The sequence below is a fragment of the Subtercola lobariae genome (assembly GCF_014640255.1).
Classification (GTDB): Bacteria; Actinomycetota; Actinomycetes; order Actinomycetales; family Microbacteriaceae; genus Subtercola; species Subtercola lobariae.
In genome coordinates, this window is sequence record NZ_BMGP01000002.1 from 246,404 (window position 1) to 270,818 (window position 24,415).

Annotated in this window: 22 protein-coding genes, 1 tRNA gene and 1 pseudogene; 14 read left to right on the plus strand and 10 right to left on the minus strand. The window is 62.0% G+C overall.

The genetic code is table 11. The features are described from left to right. Positions 1 to 26 precede the first annotated feature (26 nt). From ygfZ to IEX24_RS05425, 3 genes are all read right to left on the minus strand, one after another. Positions 27 to 1,352 (minus strand): CAF17-like 4Fe-4S cluster assembly/insertion protein YgfZ, encoded by a 1,326-nt coding sequence (ygfZ, locus tag IEX24_RS05415; protein WP_229715113.1) that lies wholly within the window; start codon positions 1,350 to 1,352, stop codon positions 27 to 29. Positions 1,353 to 1,462: 110 nt separating this feature from the next. Next, positions 1,463 to 2,059 (minus strand): heme-binding beta-barrel domain-containing protein, encoded by a 597-nt coding sequence (locus IEX24_RS05420; protein ID WP_188674993.1) that lies wholly within the window; start codon positions 2,057 to 2,059, stop codon positions 1,463 to 1,465. 199 nt (positions 2,060 to 2,258) lie between these two features. Beyond that, complete coding sequence (locus IEX24_RS05425) at positions 2,259 to 2,507, minus strand: hypothetical protein (protein ID WP_188674996.1); 249 nt, start codon at positions 2,505 to 2,507, stop codon at positions 2,259 to 2,261. 76 nt (positions 2,508 to 2,583) lie between these two features. On the opposite strand from IEX24_RS05425, the gene IEX24_RS05430 reads away from it, so the two are divergent. The 8 genes from IEX24_RS05430 (at position 2,584) to pstB (ending at position 12,048) form a co-directional block, all read left to right on the plus strand. Next, the gene (locus IEX24_RS05430) at positions 2,584 to 3,276 is read left to right on the plus strand and encodes a response regulator transcription factor (RefSeq protein ID WP_188674999.1); all 693 of its coding nucleotides are present in this window, start codon (positions 2,584 to 2,586) and stop codon (positions 3,274 to 3,276) included. Beyond that, a complete protein-coding gene (gene mshD / locus IEX24_RS05435; RefSeq protein ID WP_188675002.1) occupies positions 3,245 to 4,285 on the plus strand; it encodes a mycothiol synthase in 1,041 nt (346 codons plus the stop codon). The genes IEX24_RS05430 and mshD overlap by 32 nt, the downstream gene beginning before the upstream one ends. A 57-nt stretch (positions 4,286 to 4,342) precedes the next feature. Further along, a complete protein-coding gene (locus IEX24_RS05440; protein WP_188675005.1) occupies positions 4,343 to 6,523 on the plus strand; it encodes an RNA degradosome polyphosphate kinase in 2,181 nt (726 codons plus the stop codon). Next, entirely contained in the window at positions 6,520 to 7,455 is a 936-nt protein-coding gene (locus IEX24_RS05445; protein ID WP_188675008.1) for an NUDIX hydrolase, read from the plus strand. Before IEX24_RS05440 ends, IEX24_RS05445 begins: the two co-directional genes overlap by 4 nt. 249 nt (positions 7,456 to 7,704) lie before the next feature. After that, the gene (locus IEX24_RS05450; RefSeq protein ID WP_188675011.1) at positions 7,705 to 8,829 is read left to right on the plus strand and encodes a phosphate ABC transporter substrate-binding protein PstS; all 1,125 of its coding nucleotides are present in this window, start codon (positions 7,705 to 7,707) and stop codon (positions 8,827 to 8,829) included. A 218-nt stretch (positions 8,830 to 9,047) separates the two neighbouring features. Further along, positions 9,048 to 10,115: a phosphate ABC transporter permease subunit PstC gene (gene pstC, locus IEX24_RS05455; RefSeq protein WP_229715168.1), complete on the plus strand. Its 1,068-nt coding sequence runs from the start codon at positions 9,048 to 9,050 to the stop codon at positions 10,113 to 10,115. A gap of 120 nt (positions 10,116 to 10,235) precedes the next feature. Beyond that, on the plus strand, positions 10,236 to 11,210 hold the full coding sequence (gene pstA, locus IEX24_RS05460) for a phosphate ABC transporter permease PstA (protein ID WP_229715114.1): 975 nt from the start codon (positions 10,236 to 10,238) through the stop codon (positions 11,208 to 11,210). A 58-nt stretch (positions 11,211 to 11,268) separates the two neighbouring features. Continuing rightward, positions 11,269 to 12,048, plus strand: a complete 780-nt coding sequence (gene pstB / locus IEX24_RS05465) for a phosphate ABC transporter ATP-binding protein PstB (RefSeq protein ID WP_188675014.1) — start codon at positions 11,269 to 11,271, stop codon at positions 12,046 to 12,048. A 145-nt stretch (positions 12,049 to 12,193) separates the two neighbouring features. Here the strand turns inward: pstB and IEX24_RS05470 are convergent, their stop codons facing one another. The 4 genes and pseudogenes from IEX24_RS05470 to IEX24_RS05485 all read right to left on the minus strand — a co-directional run bounded on the left by IEX24_RS05470 (position 12,194) and on the right by IEX24_RS05485 (position 15,055). Further along, positions 12,194 to 13,066: an anti-sigma factor gene (locus IEX24_RS05470; protein WP_188675017.1), complete on the minus strand. Its 873-nt coding sequence runs from the start codon at positions 13,064 to 13,066 to the stop codon at positions 12,194 to 12,196. After that, positions 13,063 to 13,655 (minus strand): annotated as a pseudogene (locus IEX24_RS05475) (sigma-70 family RNA polymerase sigma factor). Before IEX24_RS05475 ends, IEX24_RS05470 begins: the two are co-directional and overlap by 4 nt. Positions 13,656 to 13,752: 97 nt before the next feature. Beyond that, complete coding sequence (locus tag IEX24_RS05480) at positions 13,753 to 14,148, minus strand: hypothetical protein (RefSeq protein WP_188675020.1); 396 nt, start codon at positions 14,146 to 14,148, stop codon at positions 13,753 to 13,755. 277 nt (positions 14,149 to 14,425) lie between these two features. After that, positions 14,426 to 15,055, minus strand: a complete 630-nt coding sequence (locus IEX24_RS05485) for a DNA-directed RNA polymerase subunit beta (RefSeq protein ID WP_188675023.1) — start codon at positions 15,053 to 15,055, stop codon at positions 14,426 to 14,428. A gap of 365 nt (positions 15,056 to 15,420) precedes the next feature. Here IEX24_RS05485 and IEX24_RS05490 point away from each other — a divergent pair. Then, positions 15,421 to 15,493, plus strand: a tRNA-Lys gene (locus IEX24_RS05490). Positions 15,494 to 15,939: 446 nt separating this feature from the next. On the opposite strand, the gene IEX24_RS05495 is transcribed toward IEX24_RS05490, so the two are convergent. Beyond that, the gene (locus IEX24_RS05495) at positions 15,940 to 17,556 is read right to left on the minus strand and encodes a PucR family transcriptional regulator (RefSeq protein ID WP_188675026.1); all 1,617 of its coding nucleotides are present in this window, start codon (positions 17,554 to 17,556) and stop codon (positions 15,940 to 15,942) included. 109 nt (positions 17,557 to 17,665) lie between these two features. Here IEX24_RS05495 and IEX24_RS05500 point away from each other — a divergent pair, with 109 nt between their 5' ends. The 5 genes from IEX24_RS05500 to IEX24_RS05520 are packed head-to-tail and all read left to right on the plus strand — an operon-like array spanning position 17,666 to position 21,949. Continuing rightward, positions 17,666 to 18,928 (plus strand): alpha-hydroxy acid oxidase, encoded by a 1,263-nt coding sequence (locus IEX24_RS05500; RefSeq protein WP_188675028.1) that lies wholly within the window; start codon positions 17,666 to 17,668, stop codon positions 18,926 to 18,928. Between the two features lie 53 nt (positions 18,929 to 18,981). Continuing rightward, positions 18,982 to 19,857 carry an ABC transporter substrate-binding protein gene (locus tag IEX24_RS05505; RefSeq protein WP_188675031.1) on the plus strand — a complete coding sequence of 292 codons (876 nt, stop codon included), beginning with the start codon at positions 18,982 to 18,984 and terminating at the stop codon, positions 19,855 to 19,857. 10 nt (positions 19,858 to 19,867) lie between these two features. After that, complete coding sequence (locus tag IEX24_RS05510; RefSeq protein ID WP_229715115.1) at positions 19,868 to 20,785, plus strand: amino acid ABC transporter permease; 918 nt, start codon at positions 19,868 to 19,870, stop codon at positions 20,783 to 20,785. Further along, on the plus strand, positions 20,782 to 21,546 hold the full coding sequence (locus tag IEX24_RS05515; protein WP_275411838.1) for an amino acid ABC transporter ATP-binding protein: 765 nt from the start codon (positions 20,782 to 20,784) through the stop codon (positions 21,544 to 21,546). Before IEX24_RS05510 ends, IEX24_RS05515 begins: the two co-directional genes overlap by 4 nt. A 25-nt stretch (positions 21,547 to 21,571) precedes the next feature. Then, the gene (locus tag IEX24_RS05520; RefSeq protein ID WP_188675036.1) at positions 21,572 to 21,949 is read left to right on the plus strand and encodes a RidA family protein; all 378 of its coding nucleotides are present in this window, start codon (positions 21,572 to 21,574) and stop codon (positions 21,947 to 21,949) included. 125 nt (positions 21,950 to 22,074) lie between these two features. Here IEX24_RS05520 and IEX24_RS05525 read toward each other — a convergent pair whose 3' ends face one another. Further along, positions 22,075 to 22,425: a DUF1622 domain-containing protein gene (locus IEX24_RS05525; protein WP_188676428.1), complete on the minus strand. Its 351-nt coding sequence runs from the start codon at positions 22,423 to 22,425 to the stop codon at positions 22,075 to 22,077. A gap of 334 nt (positions 22,426 to 22,759) precedes the next feature. Next, positions 22,760 to 24,400, minus strand: coding sequence for an ABC transporter substrate-binding protein (locus IEX24_RS05530; protein ID WP_188675039.1), 1,641 nt, complete (start codon positions 24,398 to 24,400; stop codon positions 22,760 to 22,762). Positions 24,401 to 24,415: the final 15 nt, after the last annotated feature.

Here is a 24,415-nt window from a genome sequence, read left to right on the forward strand (position 1 = left end):
TCACGGTCGCGTCTCAGCCACGCCGATCAGCGCCGCTGGGCGCTTAAGCGCGGCAGGCGCGGAATGCGCCCGACGGCCGCCCCCGCCTCGGGCGGAACGATGATCTCTTGCGCAGCCGGCACCAGAATGCCCTCGCTCGCCACGACGAGCACGGCGTCAACCGGAGTGCTGCGCTTCACGATGGCCAGGGCGATGGGCCCGAGTTCGAAGTGCTGGGCGCTGGCGGTGATCGTTCCGACTGAGTTCGGCCCTGCAGAGTTCAGCCCCGCAGAGTTCGGGCCCGCAGAGTTCGGCCCCGCTGAGCCTGACCCCACGGCGCCTGACCCCGCAGCGTCTGAGTCGGCGGAGTCTGAGCCCGCGGAGCCTGACCCGGCAGCGGCCGGCGTCGCCTCGGCATCGGCCCGGGCATCCTGAACCCGCACCTCGTCGCCAGGGGCCGGCAGCACCGAATCTGAGCCGTCGAGGTGCAGCAGCACGAGCCGGCGGGGCGGATGCCCGAGGTTGTGCACCTTCGCCACCGTCTCTTGCCCGCGGTAGCAGCCCTTGTTGAGGTGCACGGCCGAACGCATCCAGTCGACCTCGTGCGGAATCAGCCGCTCGTCAGCTTCCGTCGCCAGCCGCGGCCGCCACGCCGCGATGCGCAGCGCCTCGGCGGCCAGGGTTCCGGCCACTTCGATCTCGCCACGCGAAGCAGCGGCCGCGAGCGCGGGCAGTTCGTCGCGGGCGACCAGCACCTCGCTCCAGCTGTAGTCGGCACCCGGATGCTCGTCGATCTCTGCGTACTGATGACCACCCGTGACGACCGCACTCCACGGGTCGCGCCACACCACCGCAAGCCCGTTCGGAGCGGAGACGAACGCCTCCACAGCAGCAGCCGCTCCGGCCTCGCCCTCGCCCGCACTTTCGAGTGCGGAGTCTGCAACCGGCGCCCACCCCACCGTGGCGAACTCGTCCGTACGGTCGGCCACCTCGACCCGCAGCGTGAACCGCATGCGGTCAAGCCAGGTGTAAAGAGGCAGCGTCTCGGCAGAATCGATCAGCAGCCACGCCGTCACGCCGTCGTCGAACACCCGAATGGCGTGCTCGATGCGTCCGCTCGGGTCGAGCAGCAGCGTTTCGGCCGACGAACCAGGTGTGAGGTTCTTGAGACTCTGGCTGGTGACCGAGTCGAGCCAGCTCAGCCGGTCGACTCCGGTCACCGAGAGAACTCCGCGGTTGGAGAGGTCGACGATGGCCCCGCCGAGCAGGCGCCGCTGCTCTCGCAGGGGGTTTCCGTAGTGAGCGGGCACCCCGGCGGCGTCGCCACTGCCTTCGACGGCGCCGGGAAGGGCGAGAAACGGCGAAGCGGTCATGGCGAGCATCCAGTCAGTTGTTATGTCGACTCGGGCATCGAATCAACGAAAGTCATCGAATCAACAAAAGTCATCAGATCAACAAAAGTCATTCGATCGACGCGAGTCACTCAGTCGACCCGGGCCAGACGGGCCGAAGCGTGTGTGCGCAGATCTTGGCCGAGGGCCGCGATGTCCCACGCCCACAGAAGATGACCCTGCACTAGACCATAAATGCGAGTGGCTGCCGAATATTGCTTCGCCGAGTGAGACCGCATCACGGCATCGGTCGCCAAATCGATGCGAGCCGACTTGACCTGGCCGATGTACAGCTCGTCGACGCCGCCTGGGTGCAGGAGGGAGACTTCGATGTCGAAGCCCTCATCAGCGTTGCGCAGGGTCTCGACCGCCTCGGTGCTGGCGTACGGCCGCGGGTCGGCGCCGGGCAGCATTGCCGGGCCCGGGTCGCCATCGACCGCGGGGCGGCTGAGCCGCCAATAGCCCATCTCGGTGACGAGCGGCGTCTGCTTCTCGTCGAGCAGCCAGGCATACGAGCTGTAGTTCAGGTACGGCAGGCCGTCTTGGCTGAAGCTGATGCGCTGGCCGAACTCGTAGTTGACCTTCTCGTCACCGATCGTGTAATCGATGACACCCGTACCCTCCCAGACGCCCAGCAAGAACGACAGGGGAACGATCTCCGGCGGCAGGCCGGTGGGAATCTCGATCATGAGAAGCGCTTAGCGCTGGCCGCGAAAGAGCCTCAAGATGACGACGACCGAGGTGAACGCGATGCCGATACCCGCAAGGCCCAGCAACCCGAGATAGAAAAGTTCAAGAGGCACATATGACATGCACCAATTCTAGAGGGAACTTGATCTCGAACAGCACCAGCGTGGCCGGAAGGCCTGCGTCGGAGCCCCGTCAGCGTCAGAGTAGCACCAGCGTCGCTACGGCCAGAATGACCACCGCCCCCGCCACACTCGCAGCCACCCGGTCGACGAACCCCTCGGGCCGGCCGAGCCCGAGCTGCACCACAAACGTGAGAATCACGATGACGCCCAGAACAATAGGCAACATCACGAAATACTGACCCGGATGCGACAGTATGCCCACCAAAAGGGCACCCACGAGCGCTACCAGCCAGATGGGCGTCACGCTTTTCACGAGCAAGTTCACACGCCCATTCTGCCCTGTCCACGGGCACGCAGGTCAAGCCGCTAGTATTGCGTCAGGCATTATCTGGAGGATCTCTGTGGCGCAGTTGTTGATCCTGACCTCTGCGGTCGACAAAGAGGTGCTTCCTGCGCTCTCGCTGCTCAGCCACCGCACCCGGCACATTCCTGCCGAGGCGGCACAGCTGGTGAACACTCCCAACTGCGACTTGATCTTCATCGACGCCCGCCGCGATCTGGCGAGCGCTCGTTCGCTGTGCAAGATTTTGAAAACCACGGGCATCGGCGTGCCGATCGTGCTCGTGCTCACCGAGGGCGGCCTCACCGCGGTCAGCGCCGAGTGGGGTGCGGCAGATGTCGTGCTCGAGAGCGCAGGGCCCGCTGAGGTCGACACGCGCATCCGTCTCGCCATCGGCCGCCAAGTTCAAGAGCAGTCGTCGTCGAAGATTCAGGCCTCAGGCGTGGTCATCGACGAGGCCAGCTATTCGGCCCGCGTGCACGGCCGGCCGCTCGACCTCACCTTCAAAGAGTTCGAGCTGCTGCGCTTCTTCGCCCTCAATCCTTCCCGTGTCTTCACCCGCGAGCAACTGCTCAGCGAGGTGTGGGGGTACGACTACTTCGGCGGCACGCGCACCGTCGACGTGCACGTGCGGCGGTTACGCGCGAAACTCGGCGACCTCGAGTCTCTCATCGGCACGGTGCGTAATGTCGGCTATCGCTTCAACTTCTTCGAGGACGAAAATGAGCGACTCGCTCAAGCTCGAAACGCTTAGGGCCGGCGACAGAGCGGCACTGCTTGATTCGCGCGGGTACCGTGACCTCGTGGCGCTCGGCGCCGAGGTCGTGGCCGCCGACGGTCAGCCTCCGTTCAACGATCAGACGCTGGTGGATGCCCGTGCCGGCCGCTGTGTCTTCACCCTCGCTTATCTCGACGAAACTCTCGCCGGTGCGGCCGTCGTGAATGGTGACACCCTCGAACTCGTGATCGCCCCCGCACTGCGGGGCCGAGGGCTCGGGGCCGCGCTCACCGCGCACATGCTCGACGAAGACAAAGTTCTGGTCGGCCGACGCCGACCGCACGTGTCGTATCTGTCTCGGCTGCTCGAACCCTTTCAGTCTGACGCACCGCTGGCGATTCCCACGCTCGCGTGGTCGCACGGCGATCACCCGGCCGCGGCGGCCCTGGCCGCGAAATACCGGTTCTCGGCGGTTCGCCGGCTGCTGCAGTTGCGGCTCGAGCTCGAGTCGCCGTACACGGCTGAAGCATCCGCGCCGAACTCCCCCGCGCAGACCGATTTCACGATCGATTCGTTCGTGCCAGGGCGCGACGACGATGAGTGGGTAGCGCTGAACGCGCGAGTGTTCGCCGAGCATCCCGAGCAGGGTTCGATCACGCAGAGCGACCTGCGGGCACGCATCGACGAGCCCTGGTTCGAGGCAGGCGATTTTCTCGTGGCTCGAGGCCCCGACGGCGCCATGGTCGGCTACAACTGGCTGAAGATCGAACCGACCGACATCGCGGCAGCGGCGACGCCGACACCCACGCCCGCGGCAGAGCGCGTGGGCGAGATCTACGTCATCGGCGTGGCCCCCGAGGCTGCGGGCGAGGGTCTCGGGCGCCTTCTGATGCAGCACGGGCTCGCGGCGCTGGCGGCGCGCGGATGCACGACCGCGGCGCTCTACACTGACGACGACAACGCTTCAGCAGTACAGCTCTACCGCAGCCTCGGCTTCACCGACTACACCGTCGACGTGCAATACCGCGAAGACGCACACCGCTGAGCCCCGTTCACCTGGCGTTTACTCTCACGACCGCCCCGTCAGTGACATGATGATCAGATGGACGGCGACAACATCACCATGGACGCGGGGGTCGGCAGCGACTACCTCGACGACGACTTCGAGATCATCGAAGACCCGAACGACCCCGCGCTGCCCGAAGGCCGCTACCTCGACCGCGAACTGAGCTGGCTCGCCTTCAACCAGCGCGTGCTCGAACTCGGTGAAGACCCGTCGCTGCCCGTGCTCGAACGCGCGAACTTTCTCTCGATCTTCGCCAGCAACCTCGACGAATTCTTCATGGTGCGAGTCGCCGGCCTGAAGCGCCGCATTCTCACCGGGCTCGCCGTACCCACGAACGTGGGCCGCGGGCCGCAAGAGGTGCTCGATGACATTTCGATCGCGGTGCATGAGCTGCAAGAGCGTCATGCTCGGGCCTACCAGAACCTCGTCAAGCCCGCGCTCGATGAGTCGGGCATCCACATCGTCACGTGGGATTCGCTCGATCAGACCGAGCAAGACCGGCTCACCGAGGTGTTCAGCGAAGAGATCTTTCCGGTGCTGATGCCGCTGGCCGTCGACCCCGCTCATCCGTTCCCTTATATTTCGGGGCTTTCGCTGAACCTCTCGGTGCGTGTGCGCAACCCGAAGTCAGACCGCCAAGAGTTCGCGCGGCTCAAGGTGCCACAGGTGCTGCCCCGGTTCGTGCGGGTCAGCCCGAAAGAACGCGGCAAAGACCTGCGGTTCATCAGCCTCGAAGACCTGATCGCTAATCACCTCAGCCACCTCTTTCCCGGCATGGAGGTGCTCGAACACCACGTGTTCAGGGTCACCCGCAACGAAGACGTCGAAATCGAAGAAGACGACACCGAGAGCATCATTCAGGCGCTCGAGAAAGAGCTGCTGAAGCGCAGGTTCGGCCCGCCCATCCGCCTCGAAATCACCGACGATATGGATGATGTGACCCTCGGCCTCATCGTTCGTGAACTCGATGTCACCGAACAAGAGGTGTACCGCCTGCCCGCGCCGCTCGACCTCGGCGGTCTCTTCGAGCTGAGCAAGATCGACCGGCCCGACCTCAAGTACCCCAAGCACGTACCGACGACGAACGTCTACCTGCTGCCCCCGGAGCCGAACGCGCGCCCCGACATCTTCAAGGCCATCGCCCGGCAAGACATTCTGGTGCACCACCCCTACGAGAGCTTCGCCACCAGCGTGCAGGCGTTTCTCGAGCAGGCCGCGGCCGACCCCGACGTGCTGGCCATCAAGCAGACGCTGTACCGCACCAGCGGCGACAGCCCCATCGTCGAAGCTCTGATCGACGCGGCTGAGGCGGGCAAGCAGGTTCTCGCCCTGGTCGAGATCAAGGCCCGATTCGACGAACAGGCGAACATCACCTGGGCACGAAAGCTCGAAAAGGCCGGCGTGCACGTGGTCTATGGGTTGGTGGGCCTCAAAACGCACTGCAAGCTCGCCCTCGTGGTGCGCCGCGAAAAGGGCAAGCTCAGGCACTACAGCCACATCGGCACCGGCAACTACAACCCGAAGACCTCACGCATTTACGAAGACTTCGGGCTGTTCACTGCCGACGACCAAGTGGGCAAAGACCTCACCCGGCTCTTCAACGAGCTCTCGGGTTACGCCATCGAGAAGAAGTTCAAGCGCCTGCTCGTCGCACCGCTTCACCTGCGAAAGGGCCTGCTCAAGCGCATCGCGCAAGAGGCGGCGAACGCCGAAGCCGGCCTGCCGTCGGGCATCAAAATCAAGCTGAACTCCATTGTCGACGAGGCCATCATCGACGGCCTCTATCGTGCGAGTCAGGCGGGAGTACCCATCGACATCTGGGTGCGCGGCATCTGCGGCATCAAGCCGGGTGTGCCGGGTCTCAGCGAGACCATTCGGGTGCGCTCCATTCTCGGCCGGTACCTCGAGCATTCGCGAATTTTCAGCTTCGTGAACAACGGCGACCCGCAGGTTTTCATCGGCAGCTCAGACATGATGCACCGTAACCTCGACCGCCGAATCGAAGCGCTTGTGCGTTTGACCTCAGCGGAGCACCTGAAAGAGGTGAGCTCGCTGTTCGAACTCGCCATGTCAGACACAGTGACGTCATGGTGGCTCGACGGCGACGGCGAGTGGACTCGTCACACCGAGAATGAAGCGGGAGAGAAGCTCATCAACCTGCAAGATCGGTTGTATTACCTCACGTCTCGCCGAAAGCGCCCGGGAATACTTCGTTGACCGTCTACGCCGCGGGGGCGGTTTGCTGGCGGGTCACCAACGGCAAAGTTCGCATTCTGGTCATCCATCGGGCCCAGCGAAACGATGTGTCGCTGCCGAAGGGCAAGGTGGAGGCGGGCGAGACCCTGCCCGAAACCGCTGTTCGTGAGGTGCTCGAAGAGACCGGGCTCGCCATCGACCTGGGCGTGCCGCTCGGTGTGACGAGCTACACCATGCCGAACAACCGCGACAAAGTCGTGTACTACTGGGCGGCAGAAGTGAGCCCCGAATCGTTCGCCGCCTCGAGCTTCGAGCCGAGCGAAGAGGTGGCCGGCTGCGAGTGGATGTCGCTGCGCAAAGCCAAGAAGACGCTCAGCTACGAACGCGACGTCGAGGTGCTCGAACGCTTTCAATTGCTCATCGACCAGGGCGTGCTTCGCACCTTCTCCATCATCGCCCTGCGGCACGCCAAAACCATTCCCGGCAGCGAATTCGACGGCCCGGATGCCCTGCGACCGCTCACGCATCGGGGGCGTACTGAGGCGAACGTGATCGTTCCCTCCCTTCGCGCGTTCGGCCCCTCAGTTCTCGTCTCGAGTACCGCCAGGCGCTGCATCGAAACGGTGACGCCGTTCTCCGAGGCAGCCGAGGTGCGCGTTCGCAAGACGCCGCTGATCAGCCAAGACGCCTTCGAAGACGGCACCAGCGACGTGCGGCACGTGGTGGCGAAACGGGTGCGCAAACTCACCAGCGCTATCGTCTGCGCGCACGGCCCCGTTTTGCCCGAAATCGTGCGGGAGGTCGGTCTCGCCGCCGGCGGAACGCGACAGGCCTCGCTCAGCCGCGCCGGCGATCTACCCGTGGCGGGCTTCTCGGTGCTGCACCTCTCGGTGGATCAGCCGGGTTCTGGCATCATCGCCATCGAAACGCACGTTCCCCAACTCGTCAGCTGACCGCTACTGACGCCTGCTGACGACCTCCTGACGAGCTGCTGACGCGGCTCGATCACGGGGGTCGGCCACCGGGGTGATCTCGGGGCGCGACCCCTGATCGACGCTTCTCGTTTACCTTCCGTTCACCGGGTGGGGGGAACGTCGTTACGAGGTCGGTTTACCTTCGTCAAGGGCCTGCACCGGCCTGCCAGCACTTGCGCCCGAATCTTTTCTGCAGTGCTGATGACTACCCCAATTGAAGGGAACACAGTGAAGTTCAAAAATGTAGCTGCGACAGGAGCCGTCTTTCTTGCGGCCGCCCTCGCGCTCTCTGCTTGCTCGTCGAGCACCTCGAGCACCGGATCGAGCACCGCAGCCTCAACCGGCACCGCTGCTGCAGCGGCCGTCGTCTCCACCCCCGACTCGAGCCTGACCGGCACGATCACCGCTGGTGGTTCGAGCGCCCAGGCCAACGCCGAGACCGCATGGACCGCCGCGTACACCGCTCAGGTCAAGGGCGTCACCGTCAACTACGACAAGTCACAGGGCTCGGGCGGTGGCGTCACCAACTGGCTCGCCGGCAGCTACGACTTCGCTGGTAGCGATGCTCCCCTCAAGGCAGACCAGCAGACCAGCTCGCAAGCCATCTGCGGCACCGGCGGCGGCCTCAACCTGCCCGTCTACCTCGACGGCGTCGCCATCATCTACAACCTCCCGGGCGTTTCGGCCCTGAACCTGTCGACGAACACTCTCGCCGACATCTTCGCCCTGAAGATCACCACCTGGAACGACCCGGCCATTGCAGCCGACAACCCCGGTGTGTCGCTTCCCGCCACGGCCATCACGACCGTGACTCGCTCAGACGGATCGGGCACCACGCAGAACTTCTCCAACTTCCTCAGCGCAGCAGCGCCGTCGATCTGGACCTTCCCGCCCACCAACACGTGGCCGATCGCCGGAACGAGCGCCCAGAAGGGTGGCTCGGGCGTCGTACAGGCTGTCGGCGCGGGTGCTGGCACCATCGGTTACGCTGACCACAGCGCCATCGGCACCGCAACCGCTGCGACGATCAACAACGTCGCCTTCAGCCAGGCGGGCGCGACCGCAGCGTTCACCGCTGGTGCAACCACGGTTCCCACCACCACGGGTGACCTGTCGCAGAAGTTCGACTACAGCAAGCTGACCGGCCCGAGCATCTACCCGATTCCGCTGATCTCGTACCAGATCGTGTGCTCGACGTTCAAAGACCCGGCTCAGGCAGCACTGACCAAGTCGTACGTCGGCTACGTCGCCTCGAGCGTCGGCCAGCAGATCGCTCAGAAGAACGCGGGCTCGGCTCCGATTCCCGACTCGATGCTCACGCAGATTCAGGCGACTCTCGCCACTGTCAAGTAGTAGCCGGTTCGTTGTAGCTTTATCTATCGGTCTTTAGCAGTGCCCCGTACGAACTCTCAAGAAAGAACGCTGTGAGCGACAAAACTTCAGTGCAATCTGCTCCCACGAGCTCGTCGGGGTCTGCTGTCAAGACCTCAAGCACCACCCCGCTTGGTGGTGGTGGGTCGAATGACTCCACCGCCACCAAGCGCAGCACCCGGGTTCGCCCGGGTGACTTCATCTTTCGCGGGCTGAGCACCGGCTCGGCCGTGCTGATCATGGTCATTCTGGCCGGCGTCGCACTGTTTCTCATCATCTCGGCCATTCCCGCCATCACCGCCGACTGGTCGACCAATTCCCAGCTGAACACCGGCCCCACCGCTGCGTTCCCCAACTTCTGGGCTTACGTCGGCCCGCTGATCTGGGGCACGCTCTGGTCTGCAGCCATCGCCCTGTTGTTCGGTGCCCCCATCGGCATCGGCATCGCGCTGTTCATCTCGCACTATGCGCCGAGACGGCTGGCGAGCATCCTGGGCTATCTCGTCGATCTGCTGGCCGCAGTGCCGTCGATCGTGTTCGGCCTCTGGGGAATCATTGTGATTCGGCCCTTCTTGCTGCCGCTGTCTGACTGGCTGAGCGCCAACCTCGGCTGGATTCCGCTCTTCGGTGGGCCCGTGACCACCACCGGATCGACCATCCTCGCCGGCGCCCTGGTGCTGGCCGTGATGATTCTGCCCATCATCACCTCGATCTCACGCGAAATCTTCTTGCAGACGCCGCGGTTGAACGAAGAAGCCGCCCTCGCCCTTGGTGCGACGCGCTGGGAGATGATTCGGCTCGCCGTCTTTCCCTACGCCAAGTCGGGCATTGTCAGCGCGACTCTGCTGGGCCTTGGTCGGGCGCTCGGCGAGACCATGGCCATTGCGCTCATCATCTCGCCGGCTATTCTCGTCTCGGTTCGCCTCATCACCGAGGGCCAGAACTCGCAGACCATCGCGGCGAACATCGCGTTGAACTTTCCCATCGCTACGACGCTGCAACGGGATGCCCTGATCGGCACCGGGCTCATGCTGTTCGTCATCTCGTTGGCGGTGAACTCGATTGCCCGGCTCATTGTGAACGGCAAACGCGGAAAGCGAAAGAAGGGCAAAGACAAGCCCTCTACGCCGGGCCCGCTCAGCACGTTGCCCTCGGGTGACTTCGCCTCCGCCACCGCCATCGACGTGGTCGCCGGCACACCTCGCATCGGCGTGAGCGACATCGAAGGCCCCACCCCCGAAGAAGACATCGAAGGAGCGAGATATTGAGCGTGCTCAGCCCGCGACTCAAGCCCACGGGCCCCGTCGCCAACTCGCTGACCACCGGTCAGCTGCCACGCTTCGTCGAACTCTACGTTCGGCGGTTCTGCCCTCGTCACCGCACTGCTCTTGCTGCTCATCGGGTTCACCGTTGTGGGCTGGCTCGTGCTCACCGCCGTGGTCTACCTCATCGCCCTCGGTATTCTCTCGGTGGTCGTCGAGAATCGTCGTAAGGCGACCGACCGGCTCGTCAGGGGTCTCGTCACCGTCGCGTTTCTGCTGGCGCTCATTCCCCTGGTCTCGACGCTGGCCACGGTCATCGCGCAGGGCGCCAGCCAGATCAGCTGGAGCTACATCACCTCGGTGGGCGCCTCGACGTTCGACCCGAACACTCTGACGGTCACGCAGACGCCGGGTGCGTTGCAGGCCATCGTCGGTACGCTCATCATCACCGGAATCGCGGCACTCATTTCGGTGCCCATCGGGTTGTTCACCTCGATCTACCTGGTGGAGTACGCGCTACCGAAACAGTGGCTCGCCAGAACCGTCACATTCTTGGTCGACGTCATGACGGGCATCCCGTCGATCGTCGCCGGTCTGTTCGCGTTCTCACTGTTCTCCATCATCGTGGGGCCGAAGGCGTTCAGCGGGTTCTCTGCGTCGGTCGCGTTGTCTGTGCTGATGATTCCGACGGTGGTTCGGGCCTGTGAAGAGATGCTGCGGCTCGTGCCCGGTGACCTTCGCGAGGCATCCCTCGCCCTCGGTGTGTCGAAGTTCGCCACCATCGTGAAGATCGTGCTGCCGACGGCCATCGCCGGGCTCATCACGGGCATCATGCTCGCCGTGGCCCGCATCATCGGTGAGACGGCGCCCATCTTCTTGGCGGCGAGCTTCACCGACAACTTCAACGCGAACCCGTTCGAGGGGCCGATGCAGACTCTGCCCGTGCTGGCCTACACCGGCTATGCGTTCCCGGGCAAAGACATCGCGGCATCCAACGCCTCGGCCTGGGGCGCAGCGCTGCTGCTGGTGATTCTCGTTGTCATTCTGAACCTCATCGCACGCATCGTGGCCAAGATCTTCGCGCCGAAGGGCATGCGCTAACCGCGCAGTCCGGCCGCCCACACCTTTCATCTCCCGAACTCACGCACAAAGGAACCCCGTGTCGAAGCGCATCGAAGTCAATGACCTCAACGTGTACTACAGCGACTTTCTCGCCGTCGAGGGGGTCTCGATCACTATCGAGCCCCGCACCGTGACGGCCTTCATCGGCCCGTCGGGCTGCGGAAAGTCGACCTTTCTGCGCACGCTGAACCGCATGCACGAGGTGATTCCGGGCGCACACGTCAAGGGCGAGGTGCTCATCGACGGCAACAACCTCTACGACCCCGGGGTCGACCCGGTGCTCGTTCGTCGCCAGGTGGGTATGGTGTTTCAGCGGGCGAACCCGTTTCCTACCATGTCGATTCGCGACAATGTGCTGGCCGGGCTGAAGCTCAACAACCGCCGCCTGTCGAAGGCCGACGGCGACGATCTGGTGGAGAAGGGCCTGCGCGGCGCCAACCTCTGGAACGAGGTGAAAGACCGCCTGAGCCTGCCGGGCGGCGGCCTCTCGGGTGGTCAGCAGCAGCGTCTCTGCATCGCGCGCGCGATCACGGTGTCACCGGATGTTCTGCTGATGGATGAGCCGTGCTCGGCCCTCGACCCCATCTCCACCCTCGCCATCGAAGACCTCATCACCGAGCTTAAAGAGGATTACACGATCGTCATCGTGACGCACAACATGCAGCAGGCCAGCCGCGTGTCAGACCGCACGGCGTTCTTCAACATCGCGGGCACGGGCAAGCCCGGCAAGCTCATCGAGTACAACGACACCACCTCGATCTTCGGCAGCCCCACCATGAAGGAGACCGAAGACTACGTCTCGGGCCGATTCGGGTAAGCCCCCCCCGGCCCGGTGTGGAGTCATGCCCTAGGTTGCGAAGAAGCACCTCGATACGATCATCGAGGTGCTTTTTCGTAACCCAGGCGGGTGCAAGGGTTCGAGTGTGGGGGTTGGTAAGTGTGTCAGCTGGCGGCGCGACAGGTCAGGCGGCGGAGGAGACCGCGAGGATGGGGTTTGTGGTGGGAGCCTGCGAGCCGCCCGCGGGTTCGACCGTGAGGCCGATGGTGTCGCCGGTTGTCATGGTGCCGCTGAGCACGTGCCACGTGGTAGCGTCGCCGCCGGGCACGAACGTGCCGGCCGGAGTCGCAACGCCCGTGCTGCCGTTGATGAACCAGGCCTCGTAGGTCTTGTTCGACGGCAGCGAAGGCATGCCCTGCGCCACGATGGCAGCCGCGCCGGTCTTACCCGACCAGACGACGGTGGCTTGACCGCCGCCCTCGATCGAGCTGTGCGTGCTCTTCACGTCGGCTGCCGAGAAGATCTGCGCGAGCGAGCTGGCAGAGGCGTCTTGCGAGGTCGAGGGTGTGTTCGAGGTGAGCGCGTTGCCTACCACTCCCCCGCCCACGAAGAGTGCCACGGCCGCTGCTGCCGCCACGAGAACTCCCATCGGCCGGGTGAACCACCGCGACTGCGCCTTGGCGGCGACGGGCGAGAGCGGAACGCCCGCAGGGCGGTCTGCGACGAGCGGTTCGGGCGAAGTCTCGGCGGGGAGCGCTGAGGTGGTCGTCGATGGACTCGGGGCGAGAGCCGAGGGCGGTGTGGATGCCCGAGGCGAGGCCGGAGCATCCTGAGCCGTCTCGGCAAGCTTCGCCATCAACGAGGCTTTCAGAGAAGCAGGCGGCTCGACCGGCGCCGTAGCCAGACCGAGCAGCGTCGCCGTGGCGCTCAGTTCGTCGGCCTCGTCGGCAAGTTCGGGCGAGGCAGCCAAAGCCTGCTCAAAGGCTCGAGCCTCGTCAGCGCTCAACGCGTTGATCGCGTAGGCACCAGATGACAGGTACTCATCGTCGCGGGTCATTTGGTCACCCCCATCTCATCTCTCAGACGGATCATTCCGTCACGTAATCGGGTCTTCACCGTGCCAATTGGCACGTGAAGTAGTTCTGCGACTTCGCTGTGGCTGTAACCACCGTAGTAAGCGAGGCTGATGGCTTGACGCTGAAGCTCTGTCAGCTGACCCATCGCCCTTTTCACTCGTTCGTGTTCGATTCGAATCTCGACGGTTTCGGCTGTCTGGTCATATTCGCGTTCCAGATCTCGAATGCCGATCTTCAGGTCGCGATCGTGACCCGACTGCGAGGCTCTGACGCGGTCGACGGCCCGGCGATGCGCCATGGTGAGAATCCACGACATGGCAGCACCACGCTCGGTGTCGAACTTCGGCGCCGTCTTCCAGATCTCCAAGAAAACCTCTTGGGTGACCTCTTCCGACTGAGCGTGATCGACCAGTAAACGCCTGATCAGACCGAGCACCCGGGGGCGACTCGGTCGTACAATTCAGAGAAAGCACGCTGGTCTGCCGTGGCAATCTGCTGCAGAAGAGTGTCAAGACTCACCTCTGGCGCAGGATCTTCACGTTCGTTGTGGTGGGTCACGAGCTTAAGCATCTCAGGTTCCACCTCATTCGGTGTCGACCCCGGGCGGGTCTTGACACAAAGCATTCGGTGCGGGGGTGCCGTCGGATTGGTCGAATGCAGAGAATTTTCAGCGACGACGACCTGTCGCGGCCACGATTGTGCCGCTGATCACGATGAAGAGCTGGGCGGCGGCTGAGATGGCCTTCTCGGTGGTCCATGAGCTCATTGGCACGGCAGGCAGACCGAAAGGCAGGTGCAGGGGCATCCAGACCGAGGCCACCAGCGTCAGCAACCCGATGAGGGCGACCACAATGGCAAACAGGGCCGACCAGAGGCGGGGGCGAACCAGCAGAAAAACCGCGGCGAGCGCATTGACGCCAGCCTCGATGAGGTACAGCGTGCCGAGGTTCATCAGCCGGCCGGGCACATCGCTGACGCTCGGAGCCAGGGTGAAGTGGATGTACGCGTTCAGCCCCAGGGCGATGATCGTCCACAGTATGGCGGCGAACCGAAACGGTCTCACGCCGCGCCCCCCGCCCGCGCGCCCGCACAACTGCCGCGGGAGTCATACGCGATCTGCGGCGTGTACGTCAAACTTCGGTCGGAGTCATACGCGATCTGCGGCGTGTACGTCAAACTTCGGTCGGAGTCATACGCGATCTGCGGCGTGTACGCCGCAGACGCCATAGGTACCGGACCGCAGAAACGCCTCTCGGCGCGAGGCCGCTCGGAGCGGCTAAATTTGGAGCCCGGGGTTACTGCGGCCCGGCTGTAACAGTTTACCAGTGGTTCGGGTGGGTTCAATCGAGGCTGTCCGAACGCCACAGAGTCGCGCACGCTGTGAGCTCAGCTGCGATCGAATGAAAGCGCAGCGCTCGCGTGGTGAGCTCGCTCGCTCGGCCTGGTGAGACCGTTTCTGCGTCATCGGCGAGGCTCGCGCATCCGGTCGACATCAATCGGCAGAACGCGGCCGCCCGCTCGAGCGCCACCGCGAAGTCGCCTTCGAAGAGCCCGCGCAGAATCTGGTCGGCCAGTTCGGTGATCTCGTCGGGCCCGGTCGGCGCCTGCGCGCCGGCCACCACAGGGTCGATGGTCGACGAGATCTCGGCCCCACGCTGAAAGACGAACGCAGACTGCTCGGGGTCTTGCCGGGTCAGCGCGCGCAATAAGTAGATGCGCCAGAGGGCGCCCGGCAGCGAGCGAGCGGATGCCCGTGACCACAGCTCGGCGATAGCGTCGATTCCGTTGACGTCGGTATACGCGATGAGGCGTTCGATGACCTGCGGGTCAGGATCAGCCCGCACGCGACTCAACAACGCCGCAGCGGTGTCATGCGCCAATCGGGAGATCTGCGCGGGGTCGTCGCCGCCCTGAAAGGCCTCGAACGTCGAGCCGGCGAACAGCGTCGGCTTGTGAAACTCGTCGCCCACCTGAAACCTTTCTGTACCTGAAATTCGTGCGTATCAACGCTACTTCAGAAACCTTCGCCCGCCCGGTTCGAACGCCGAACCCTCGGCGGATGCTCGGCAAGAGCACTTCGGGCTCATACTGCTGCCGGGCATCCACTTCGCGCCGCATCTCACTTCTCGCGAAGCTCCCCCACAGCCACCACTCTGAGAGGGTGCATCAAGATCTCGGGGCTCGGCACGTGGGTGCTCGCGACTCTCATCGTGTGGCTCATCACGGCGATCGCCAGCTTCGTGCTCGCCACGTTCTTTCTGCCCGCCGTGACGAAGGCGCGCCCGAAGGGCGCGATTTAGAACTCTCGGCGCCAACCCGGTACATTGGTCTGTAAGGGCCTCTAGCTCAGTTGGTAGAGCATCGGACTTTTAATCCGTGGGTCGTCGGTTCGAGCCCGACGGGGCCCACCCATAATTCGCGTGAACCCATTCGTCGCTGCGTGGCATGGCGATCACAGCTTCCGTAGCTGCCCAGGGCGGCCCCAAAATTTCGTGACGCAATATTCACGATCAGCGCGAAAGACGTTCTGCGCGCCCGTTTCGCGTAACCCGTCATCGGCAACGCATACTTCGAAGTTTGTTGGTACCGCACCTGGAGGACGTGTATGTGCCAACGGATCGATTGGGCCGGTCAAAATGACTTCCTGCTACATCTGGGAGCAAATCGCCAACCAATCGGGGATTCGTCCGGTCGTTCCATTCGTGGGGCCGGCGATCGCGGTTGCTGATTCCCGGTAGCTGCCGTCGTCGGGTGCATTCACGGCGACGACTGCCGTCGTCGGGTGCATTCACGGCGACGACGGCTGTCGTCGGGTGCATTTTCGCCGCCGTCGTCGGCCTGCGTTGAGTCGTAATTATGCCGTCGAGAGCCGGAGCCACGTCCACAGGCGTTCGTCGCGATCATTTAGGTTGAATCCGAACTCGTTAACGAGACGATCGATGCGGTAACGAGCCGTGTTGCCGTGAATGTGAAGCGATTTCGCGATCGAAGCAATGTTGCCGTTCGACTGCAGGTATGCATGGAGCGTGGCGACGTATTCGGTATGGTTGGCAAGATCGTGGTGGCGCAGCCGGTCGAGGTCGTTGTTGTCTTCTCCCTCACGGGAGGCGAGAAATTCCCCGACCGAACGCAAACCCAGCCGGGCTCGAAAATCTTCAAAGAGGCCGATTGCTGGGCCTCCTGACTCTGAACCCGCGGCGACCAGTTGAAGAGTGCTGAGGGCATCCGTTTTGGATTGGACAAGCCCTTCGATGCTCATCGCGATTCGGCCCACCGCGGCAAAGACGGGATAGTCGGTGATATTGCGCGCAGACGCGCAGATGTCCGCGGCTATCCGACTGTGCGCCAGTCGAGGGTCAGCCCCTGTCGATGGGATAAGCGCGACAACGTATGAGCCAATGAGCGTGCACAGGCTAACGTCGAATTGGAGATGGCATGACAAGGTGACCAGGTTGAGCAGGCGGCGCAATTCGCGAGCTGTGTCTAGGCTCTCGCGATCGATGCGGGCGAGCTGAAATGCGATGACGGCGAATCCGTTGGATGCCTTCATTCCAAGCTGGGTGGCCGCGAAATCAGCATGTGGTGCGCCGGTGAGGACCGTGTTCATGAGATCAGCGTTTCTTCGGTCTGCGAAGTCCGACCCTGATCTGGCGTGCAGCATGTGCAGTCCAGCGAGTGGTGCGAGTCGTTCCAGTTCATCGATTGTCTCGTCGTGACGTTCTCGGCCTGGGTCGATGGTCCAGATTGTGCCGAGCAACTCGTCGCCGGCGCGAACGGCGATAGCGACGCGAGCCATCTCTCCCACGGCTCCGGGGATGAGAACCGCGTGTTCTGTGGAATAGACGGATCTGAAATCTGAATCAAAGGCTGGGGCGGTGGTTTCCTGGAGCGCGAGTGTCGTCGCACGCCTCAGATCGTCGATAGGCTGGCCAGATAAGGTCGAGTAGCCCAGGATACGGCCCAGCGGATCGACGATGCTGGTAGCACCGTTGGTGATGGAGGCAATCGAGTTCGCCAGCGAGTAAAGGTCTCCGAGTCGAACACCCGACACGGAATCGGTTGCCGTACCGAGGGCAAAAGATCTGATCAGCGTTGCAAGATGCACCCAGTCTGCGTCGTCGCGTACGAGGAGAACGGCGACGCCGGAGGAAGTAGCGATCTCGTGGACGACTGCCAGGTTGCTTCCGTACGCCTTGACTGCGACCGCTCCAGCTTCCTTCGCCTCTGCGTGGTGCACGAGCTCGGAGAACTCGGGTTCGCTGGGCGCTAGGCCCACGGCCATGATGATGCTGTCGCGCCATGAACTCGCGCCGCTCGCCTTGTCGTACAGTTCGGCGCTAGAGATGGGGTGTGCTGTCGTGACCGGCGTGGGGTTGAGGCAGACGACGTCGGGGAGGAGCCTGAGAACGTCAGAGAGTTGGGCTAGAGCAGGGCTGGTAGAGACCCCATTTAGACGAACAGCTGAGTTCATTGTTGGAGAATATCACTAATCAAAGGGAATGCATTCATAAATATGAACATGTGAATTGCTGACTGTACGCGCAAGAATCTTGCTATCCCGACCAGCGAAGAGGACAGCAATGAGGCTCCAAGACATCCGCTCTTTGGCGGCGTTTCCTAAACCAGCGAGGAGTGTGACGGAGCGGTTGTCCAGGCAGCTGCACAGCGTCGAGGACGTTCGCAAGCGCGCGGAGAGGCGGCTGCCACGCAGCATCTTCGACTACATCGAGGGTGGCAGCGAAGATGAGGTATCACTGCGCCGTAACCGCGCCTGCTTCGATGACTGGGCGTTTGTACCGAAATGGGGTGCGATAAAGAATTTCTCGCTCGACTCGACGCTGCTTGGCGCACCCGTCGCCATGCCTTTGACCTTATCGCCGACAGGGGGAACACGCCTCTTCCACTCCGGCGGCGAGATCTCGGTTGCTCGCGCCGCGCGCGACGCCGGACTCCCTTATGGATTGGCGCATCTGAGCACAACAACGATGGAGAAGGTCAGCGCTGCGACGCCTGGTTTGCGGAGGTGGTTCAATCTCGAACCCATCACAGACAAACGCGAATTGCAAGCGGTGCTCGAACGGGTGAAGAACGCTGGCTATGAAGCAATCATGGTCAACGTCGATGTGAGGGCCATCGGTCATCGCGAACGAGACTACCGGAATGGGTTCACCGCACCGCCGTCGATCAAGCCGAAGACGGTCTTAGAGGGGGCACTGCATCCGCGGTGGGCTCTAGGTTTTTTGACTCACGAGGCAATCGCTTTTCCCAACCTCGATGAGCACGAGCCCGCCGGACCTCTTGCTAGTTCGCCCGATATGTGGCGAACTTTGTTGGACGGCGCATATGAAGCAACCGATTGGGACGATCTGGCGGAAATCCGTGCCAGGTGGCAGGGCCGAATGATCATCAAAGGCTGTGTCAATCCGGCCGATGTCGTTCGGGCGGCGTCCCTGGGAATCGATGCCGTTCAAGTCAGCAATCACGGTGGTCGGCAGCTGGATCACATGGCGTCACCGCTCGATGTCTTGCCTGAGATCGTCCAGGCAGCAGCTGGACGGATCGAGATCATCATCGATGGCGGCATACGTCGCGGATCCGACGTGGTCAAAGCGTTGGCGCTCGGAGCCGATGCCTGCGCTATCGGCAGGCCGTACCTCTACGGTCTGGCTGCGGCAAACCAAGCCGGTGTCGCACACATCCTGTCGCTCTTCGCCGCTGAAATGAAACGCACCATGATGCTCCTCGGTGTCTCATCGATCGACGAACTCCGAACAGAAGGCAAATCACTCATCCGGCACCGTGCCAGCCATCACACCACCACAGAAAAGAGCAATCAACGATGATCACTCAGACCACTTCGCATAGCAGAGCGCCGAAATGGCGAACCATCCTCGCAATGGCAACAGCTAGCGCAGCACTTTTGGCCGTCACCACCAGCTGTTCACCTTCCTCAGCCCCCGCAGCGACGAGTAGCGCCACAGACGTTCCTCCAGTCGCAGTCGACTCCGCCGCGGTTAAACTTTTGCCGCCCGGGATCGCCTCAAGCGGAGTACTGCGCGTCGCCATCCCCACGAACGAGCCGCCCACCCAATACTACGAAGATGGCACCCAGACGATGACCGGGATCAATCCCGATATCGCCAGGCTCATCGGTGCGACCCTCGGCCTGAAGGTGGAAATAGACGTCGCAAACTTCGACTCGATCATCCCCGGCATGGCCGCCGGGCGTTATGACATGACCGTGTCCTCAATGACCCCGACAACCGAACGGATGCAAGTACTCGACTTCGTCGACTATCTGCAGATCGGCAGCTCACTTGCGGTAGCCCAAAACAATCCACTCGCGTTGAAGGTGACGACTCTCTGCGGACACAAAGTCGGGTTGCTTACCGGCTCCTACCAGCTCACGGAGAACATTCCAACCTACGACGCAGCTTGCGTGTCGGCCGGTCAACCCACCATCGAGACAAGCGAGTTCCAAGACACCCGGCAAGCGATCTCTGCTCTGACCAGCGGGCGCATCGATGCTGTTTTCGCCGATTCGCCGATCGTGAGTTACGCAGCGTTACAGAATCCGAGCATCGCTGTGGCAGACACCATCGATGTCACCCCGGTTGCCGCAGGAGTGACCAAGAACCCGCAACTCGTGACAGCCGTTTCGGCGGCCCTGGCCTCCCTGATCACGTCCGATGCCTATCGCCAGGTACTCAATAAGTACGGCTTGGGTGACGGAGCGATCACCGATGCCCGCGTTAACTTCGCGCAGGGATGAGAGACCTAACGTGACGTTCGTAAACCGGTCCGTTGAGACGGATGCTCTGACATCGAGCCAGTCTGATCCAGTCGTTCCTCTGAGACACCCCGTTCGACTCGCAATCGCGATTGTTCTGGTGATCGTCGCAGCGGGTGTCGCGTGGGACGTCGCGATGAATCGTGGTTACCGCTGGGATGTCGTCGCACAGTACGTTTTCGCGCCCCGAATCATTTCTGGGGCCGCACTCACCGTTGGTCTGACCATCGTCGCCATGGCGATAGGCATCGTTTTCGGCACAATTCTTGCGATCATGCGCCTCTCCGCAAACCCGATCTTCCGCGTCATTGCCGGGGCATACGTCTGGTTCTTCAGAGGTACACCCGTACTCGTGCAACTCATCTTCTGGTACAACATTGCTGCGCTGTACCCGGTGATCGTGCTCGGCCTGCCCTTCGGCGGTCCTGGCATTGTGATCGGATCAGCAAACGTCTTGATCGCGCCGATCACCGCGGCCTTACTCGGACTGTCACTGAACGAAGCCGCCTACATGGCCGAGATCATTCGCAGCGGAATCGGCGCTGTCGATCGAGGCCAATACGACGCTGCGCGGGCGCTCGGCATGAACGGACGGTTGCTGATGAGCCGCATCGTGCTTCCGCAAGCGATGCGCGTAGTCATCCCGCCCACAGGCAACGAGATCATTTCGATGCTGAAAGGCACCTCGCTGGTCAGCGTGCTGGCCATCTCCGACCTTCTGTATTCAGCACAAATCATTTACGCGGCTAACTACCAGATCATTCCGCTGCTCATCGTCGCCAGCCTCTGGTATCTCGCGATGACATCGGTTCTCAGCTTTTTCCAGGGAAAGCTCGAACGCCGGTACGGCCGCGGCTTCGACGTCAGAACATCCCGAAGCAGACGATGGCCACTCAGAAAGGCATCATGAACACCGCAATGGTCCAAGCGATCGGCGTGCGTAAGCAATTCGGTTCAACAGAAATACTCAAGGGCATCGACTTGACGGTCGAGCGGGGGTCCGTCACGTGTCTCATCGGCCCGTCTGGGTCAGGCAAGACAACCTTCCTCCGCTGCATCAACCACCTCGAGAAGGTCAGCGCCGGCCGGCTCTACGTCGATCAAGAACTCGTGGGGTACGAGGAGCGAAATGGTCTTCTGCATGAAAAAAAGGAGAAAGACACAGCCCGAGCCCGGATGAGCGCGGGCATGGTCTTCCAACGATTCAACCTCTTCCCCCACATGACAGTTCTTGAGAACATCATCGAGGCTCCCACGCGCGTCGCAGGTCGGCCGAAACGCGATGTCATTCCCGAAGCACAAAAACTGCTCGAACGGGTCGGACTGGGCGACCGAGGCATGGCATACCCCCAGGAGCTTTCAGGCGGTCAACAGCAGCGGATCGCTATCGCCCGGGCACTAGCAATGAAGCCGAAACTCATGCTGTTCGACGAGCCGACGTCAGCACTCGATCCCGAACTGGTCGGTGAGGTACTCGAGGTAATGCAGGCTCTTGCCGAGACAGGAATGACCATGGTCGTCGTCACCCACGAACTGGGATTCGCCCGGCAGGTCGGCGATCACGTCGTCTTCATGGATGCCGGAGTCGTCGTCGAAAGCGGATCTCCAGATGACGTATTCAATTCACCACAACACGCACGAACCCAAGCATTTCTCTCAAAAGTTCTCTAGCAAGAAGTCAAAGAATCGGAGCCTCATGGTGCCGCACCAGCACACCGAAACACCGCCGCCATCTGCTTTGCCATACTCGCCGATCGTGATCCGAAACGGGTTTGCGTTCTCCGCCGGCCAAACACCGCACGACCCCGACACCGACCAAGTCAGCGGCAACACCATTGAAGAACAGACGGTTCAAACCCTTCGCAACGTCACCGCAGTGCTCGCGTCGCGCGGATTGAGCCCAGCGGATGTGGTCAAGGTGAACGTGTATCTCGCCAACATCGAGCGCGACTTCAGCGGATTCAATACGATCTATCAGCAATGGTTTTCGAAACCATACCCGGCACGCACAACCATTGGTGCCAAACTGGACGGCTTTCTCATCGAAGTCGACTGTGTCGGGACTGTCTCTTAGTTGGCGCCTCTCTGGGCTCGTTTTTTGAAGCATGGCGCTGCCGTTGCCTTGGTGCGCGCGCTTTCATAGGCGCTGCCGTCACGCAAAGTGGTCGCCTTGACCGGTGCGCGAGACGTTTCGGCATTTCACGAGCCCATCGTGGGGTCGGCCTCTGCGGACGGGGTTTTCTTGGTTTGCCATGGCCACTTCCCCGTGATCTCCAGCTCGAGCGAGAAGCTCAGGAAGGTGCGGATCAGGATGATTGCTGCGAGCACCGCGACGCTGTCAAGCGTGGGTGTGACGGCGACGGTGCGGATGATGTCTGCTGCGACGAGGAATTCGAGGCCAAGAAGGATGGATCGACCGAGGTACTGCCGGTAGGCCCGGTAAACGGGCCGCTGCCCCCGGATCAGCCTCGTGATGACGAGCGCTGTAGAGATGGCGGCGCCGCCGAGGATGATCAGGACTCCTGCGCAGCATGAGCAGACCGCGCCCAGAGCACACCCCTAAACCCGGGGAAATCGCGACCTGCGACGCCGAGATGTTGCTACCGACGACCCGAATCTTTCCCTTTTTCGGCCGATCGAGTACGACCACATCACTCGCAGATATTGTGGGGCAAGCGGGTAGTCCGCTGCGACCCCGCGACCAGACCCGATTGTGATTCGCGTATCCACGTGCGCGAGTGACCGTGTCGCTGACATGGATTTGGAACCAAGCATGTCCGCCAAGTGGAGCGCGGGGTCGCCACTCATACGGCGCGGCCGACACAACTGATTCTGTCTCAGCCCGCTCATGACCCCCTGTAAATCAACACCTCGAATTTTTCCGTCAGTTCGTACCGCCCAGGTAGGCGGCCCAGGGGTAGTAGACGTAGTCGAAGGCTGCTGGAGCTCCGGTGATTTTGTTGTTCATGAACACGCTGTTGTGCACCTCAATGCCGGGGAGCATCGGAGTACTTTCGTCGTTCAGTTGTTGTTCCATTTGGGTTACGAGGCTTGCTCGCTCAGAATCGTCGGGGGTCGAGACTGCCTGTGCGTACAGATCGTCGATTCCGCTGTAGCCAGATTGGTTGAAAGTCCCGCCAGTCACCGCAGTAATCCCAAGCCAGTCGAGCGGGTTCGGGATGTTCGGCCAGAACTCCGTGTACAGAAGATCAGTGTCGCCCCGAGTCGCAGGGTCGTAGAGATAGTTGGAGTACCCCGTTGCTGGGACTACCTTGAGGTCGAAATTCAGTCCAATTGCATCCGCGGCGGATTTGACCGCGATGCCGAGCTGTTGAGTTTCTGCCTGTGCCGGTACTACGAGGCTGATGGATTGCGCCTTCACGTTGGCTGGCACGTCGGCCAAAAGCTTTTTCGCCGCATCGAATTGAGGAGCACCATCGGTCTGAACCTTGGCGGCCAGCGCGTCTAGGTCATCCTGTGCAAATCCGTAAGCTGCGGACGCAGTTTGTAGTGCACTGGGGGTTCCGAGACCGCCGTAGACCTGCTTTCCGATTCCCTTCCAGTCGATGGCGAGTTCGAGGGCTTTCCGTACGTTCGCGTTGGACAACGCACCGTTGGGGTTCGCGACGACTAAGTTGACCGCTAAGGGCGCAGGGCCCTCATAGTACTTTCCCACGCTCGAAGCTTTCAATTGTGCCTCGCCTGCAATTGGTGGACTGTAGGTTCCATCGATCTGTCCTGAGAGCAGTCCTGAGGTTATCGCAGCGTCGTCGGTGAGAAAGGTAAAGTCGAGTTCTTTGACTTTGGGCGTAAGGCTCTTGTTCCAGTAGTTGTCGTACCGCGTGAGCGTGATCGACTGACCTTGAGTCCAGGTGTCGTATTGATAAGGCCCGGTACACATGACTCCCACGGTTGGTGTGCCGACATCGGTACCGTGTTCATCGTAGAACTTCTTTTCGACAACGACGCCGGCGTAGCTCGCGAGCTCCTGATTGAAAAGGTAATCGGGCGCGTTCAACTTGACCGTTACTTCGCTGTCACCCGTCTTGACAATTGAAGCGACGTTCGCGTACAGGTAGTTGTAAAAGCTCGTCTTATCGGTCAGATTGTGCTCCATGCTGAACACGACATCATCGGCGGTCATAGGCGTTCCGTCCCAGAACGTGACGTCGGTTCGCAACTCGTAAACCCAGGTAAGCGGGTCGGGGTTGGTGAACGACGCTGCGAGGTTTGGTTTGATCTGAAAATCCGGCGTCTGAGCCATGAGGTTTTCACACATGTTCGAGTTGATCATGTTCGGGGTGTAATCGGCGGACTGGAATGGGTCGACTGTTCGCGGTTCGCCCTGAAAAACATTCCAGGTGACCTTATCGACCTGCCCGGTTCCCGCCGGAGTTAGCGTTGTGAGTGCCGTAGCTGAGTTGCTTGTACCCGTGGATGCCCCCGCGCATCCTGTTAAGACCATGAGAGACGCAATCCCGACTGTGAAGCCGGCGATGCGAGCGCCTGTGAAGTTGAATGGCATACGTATTTCTACTAT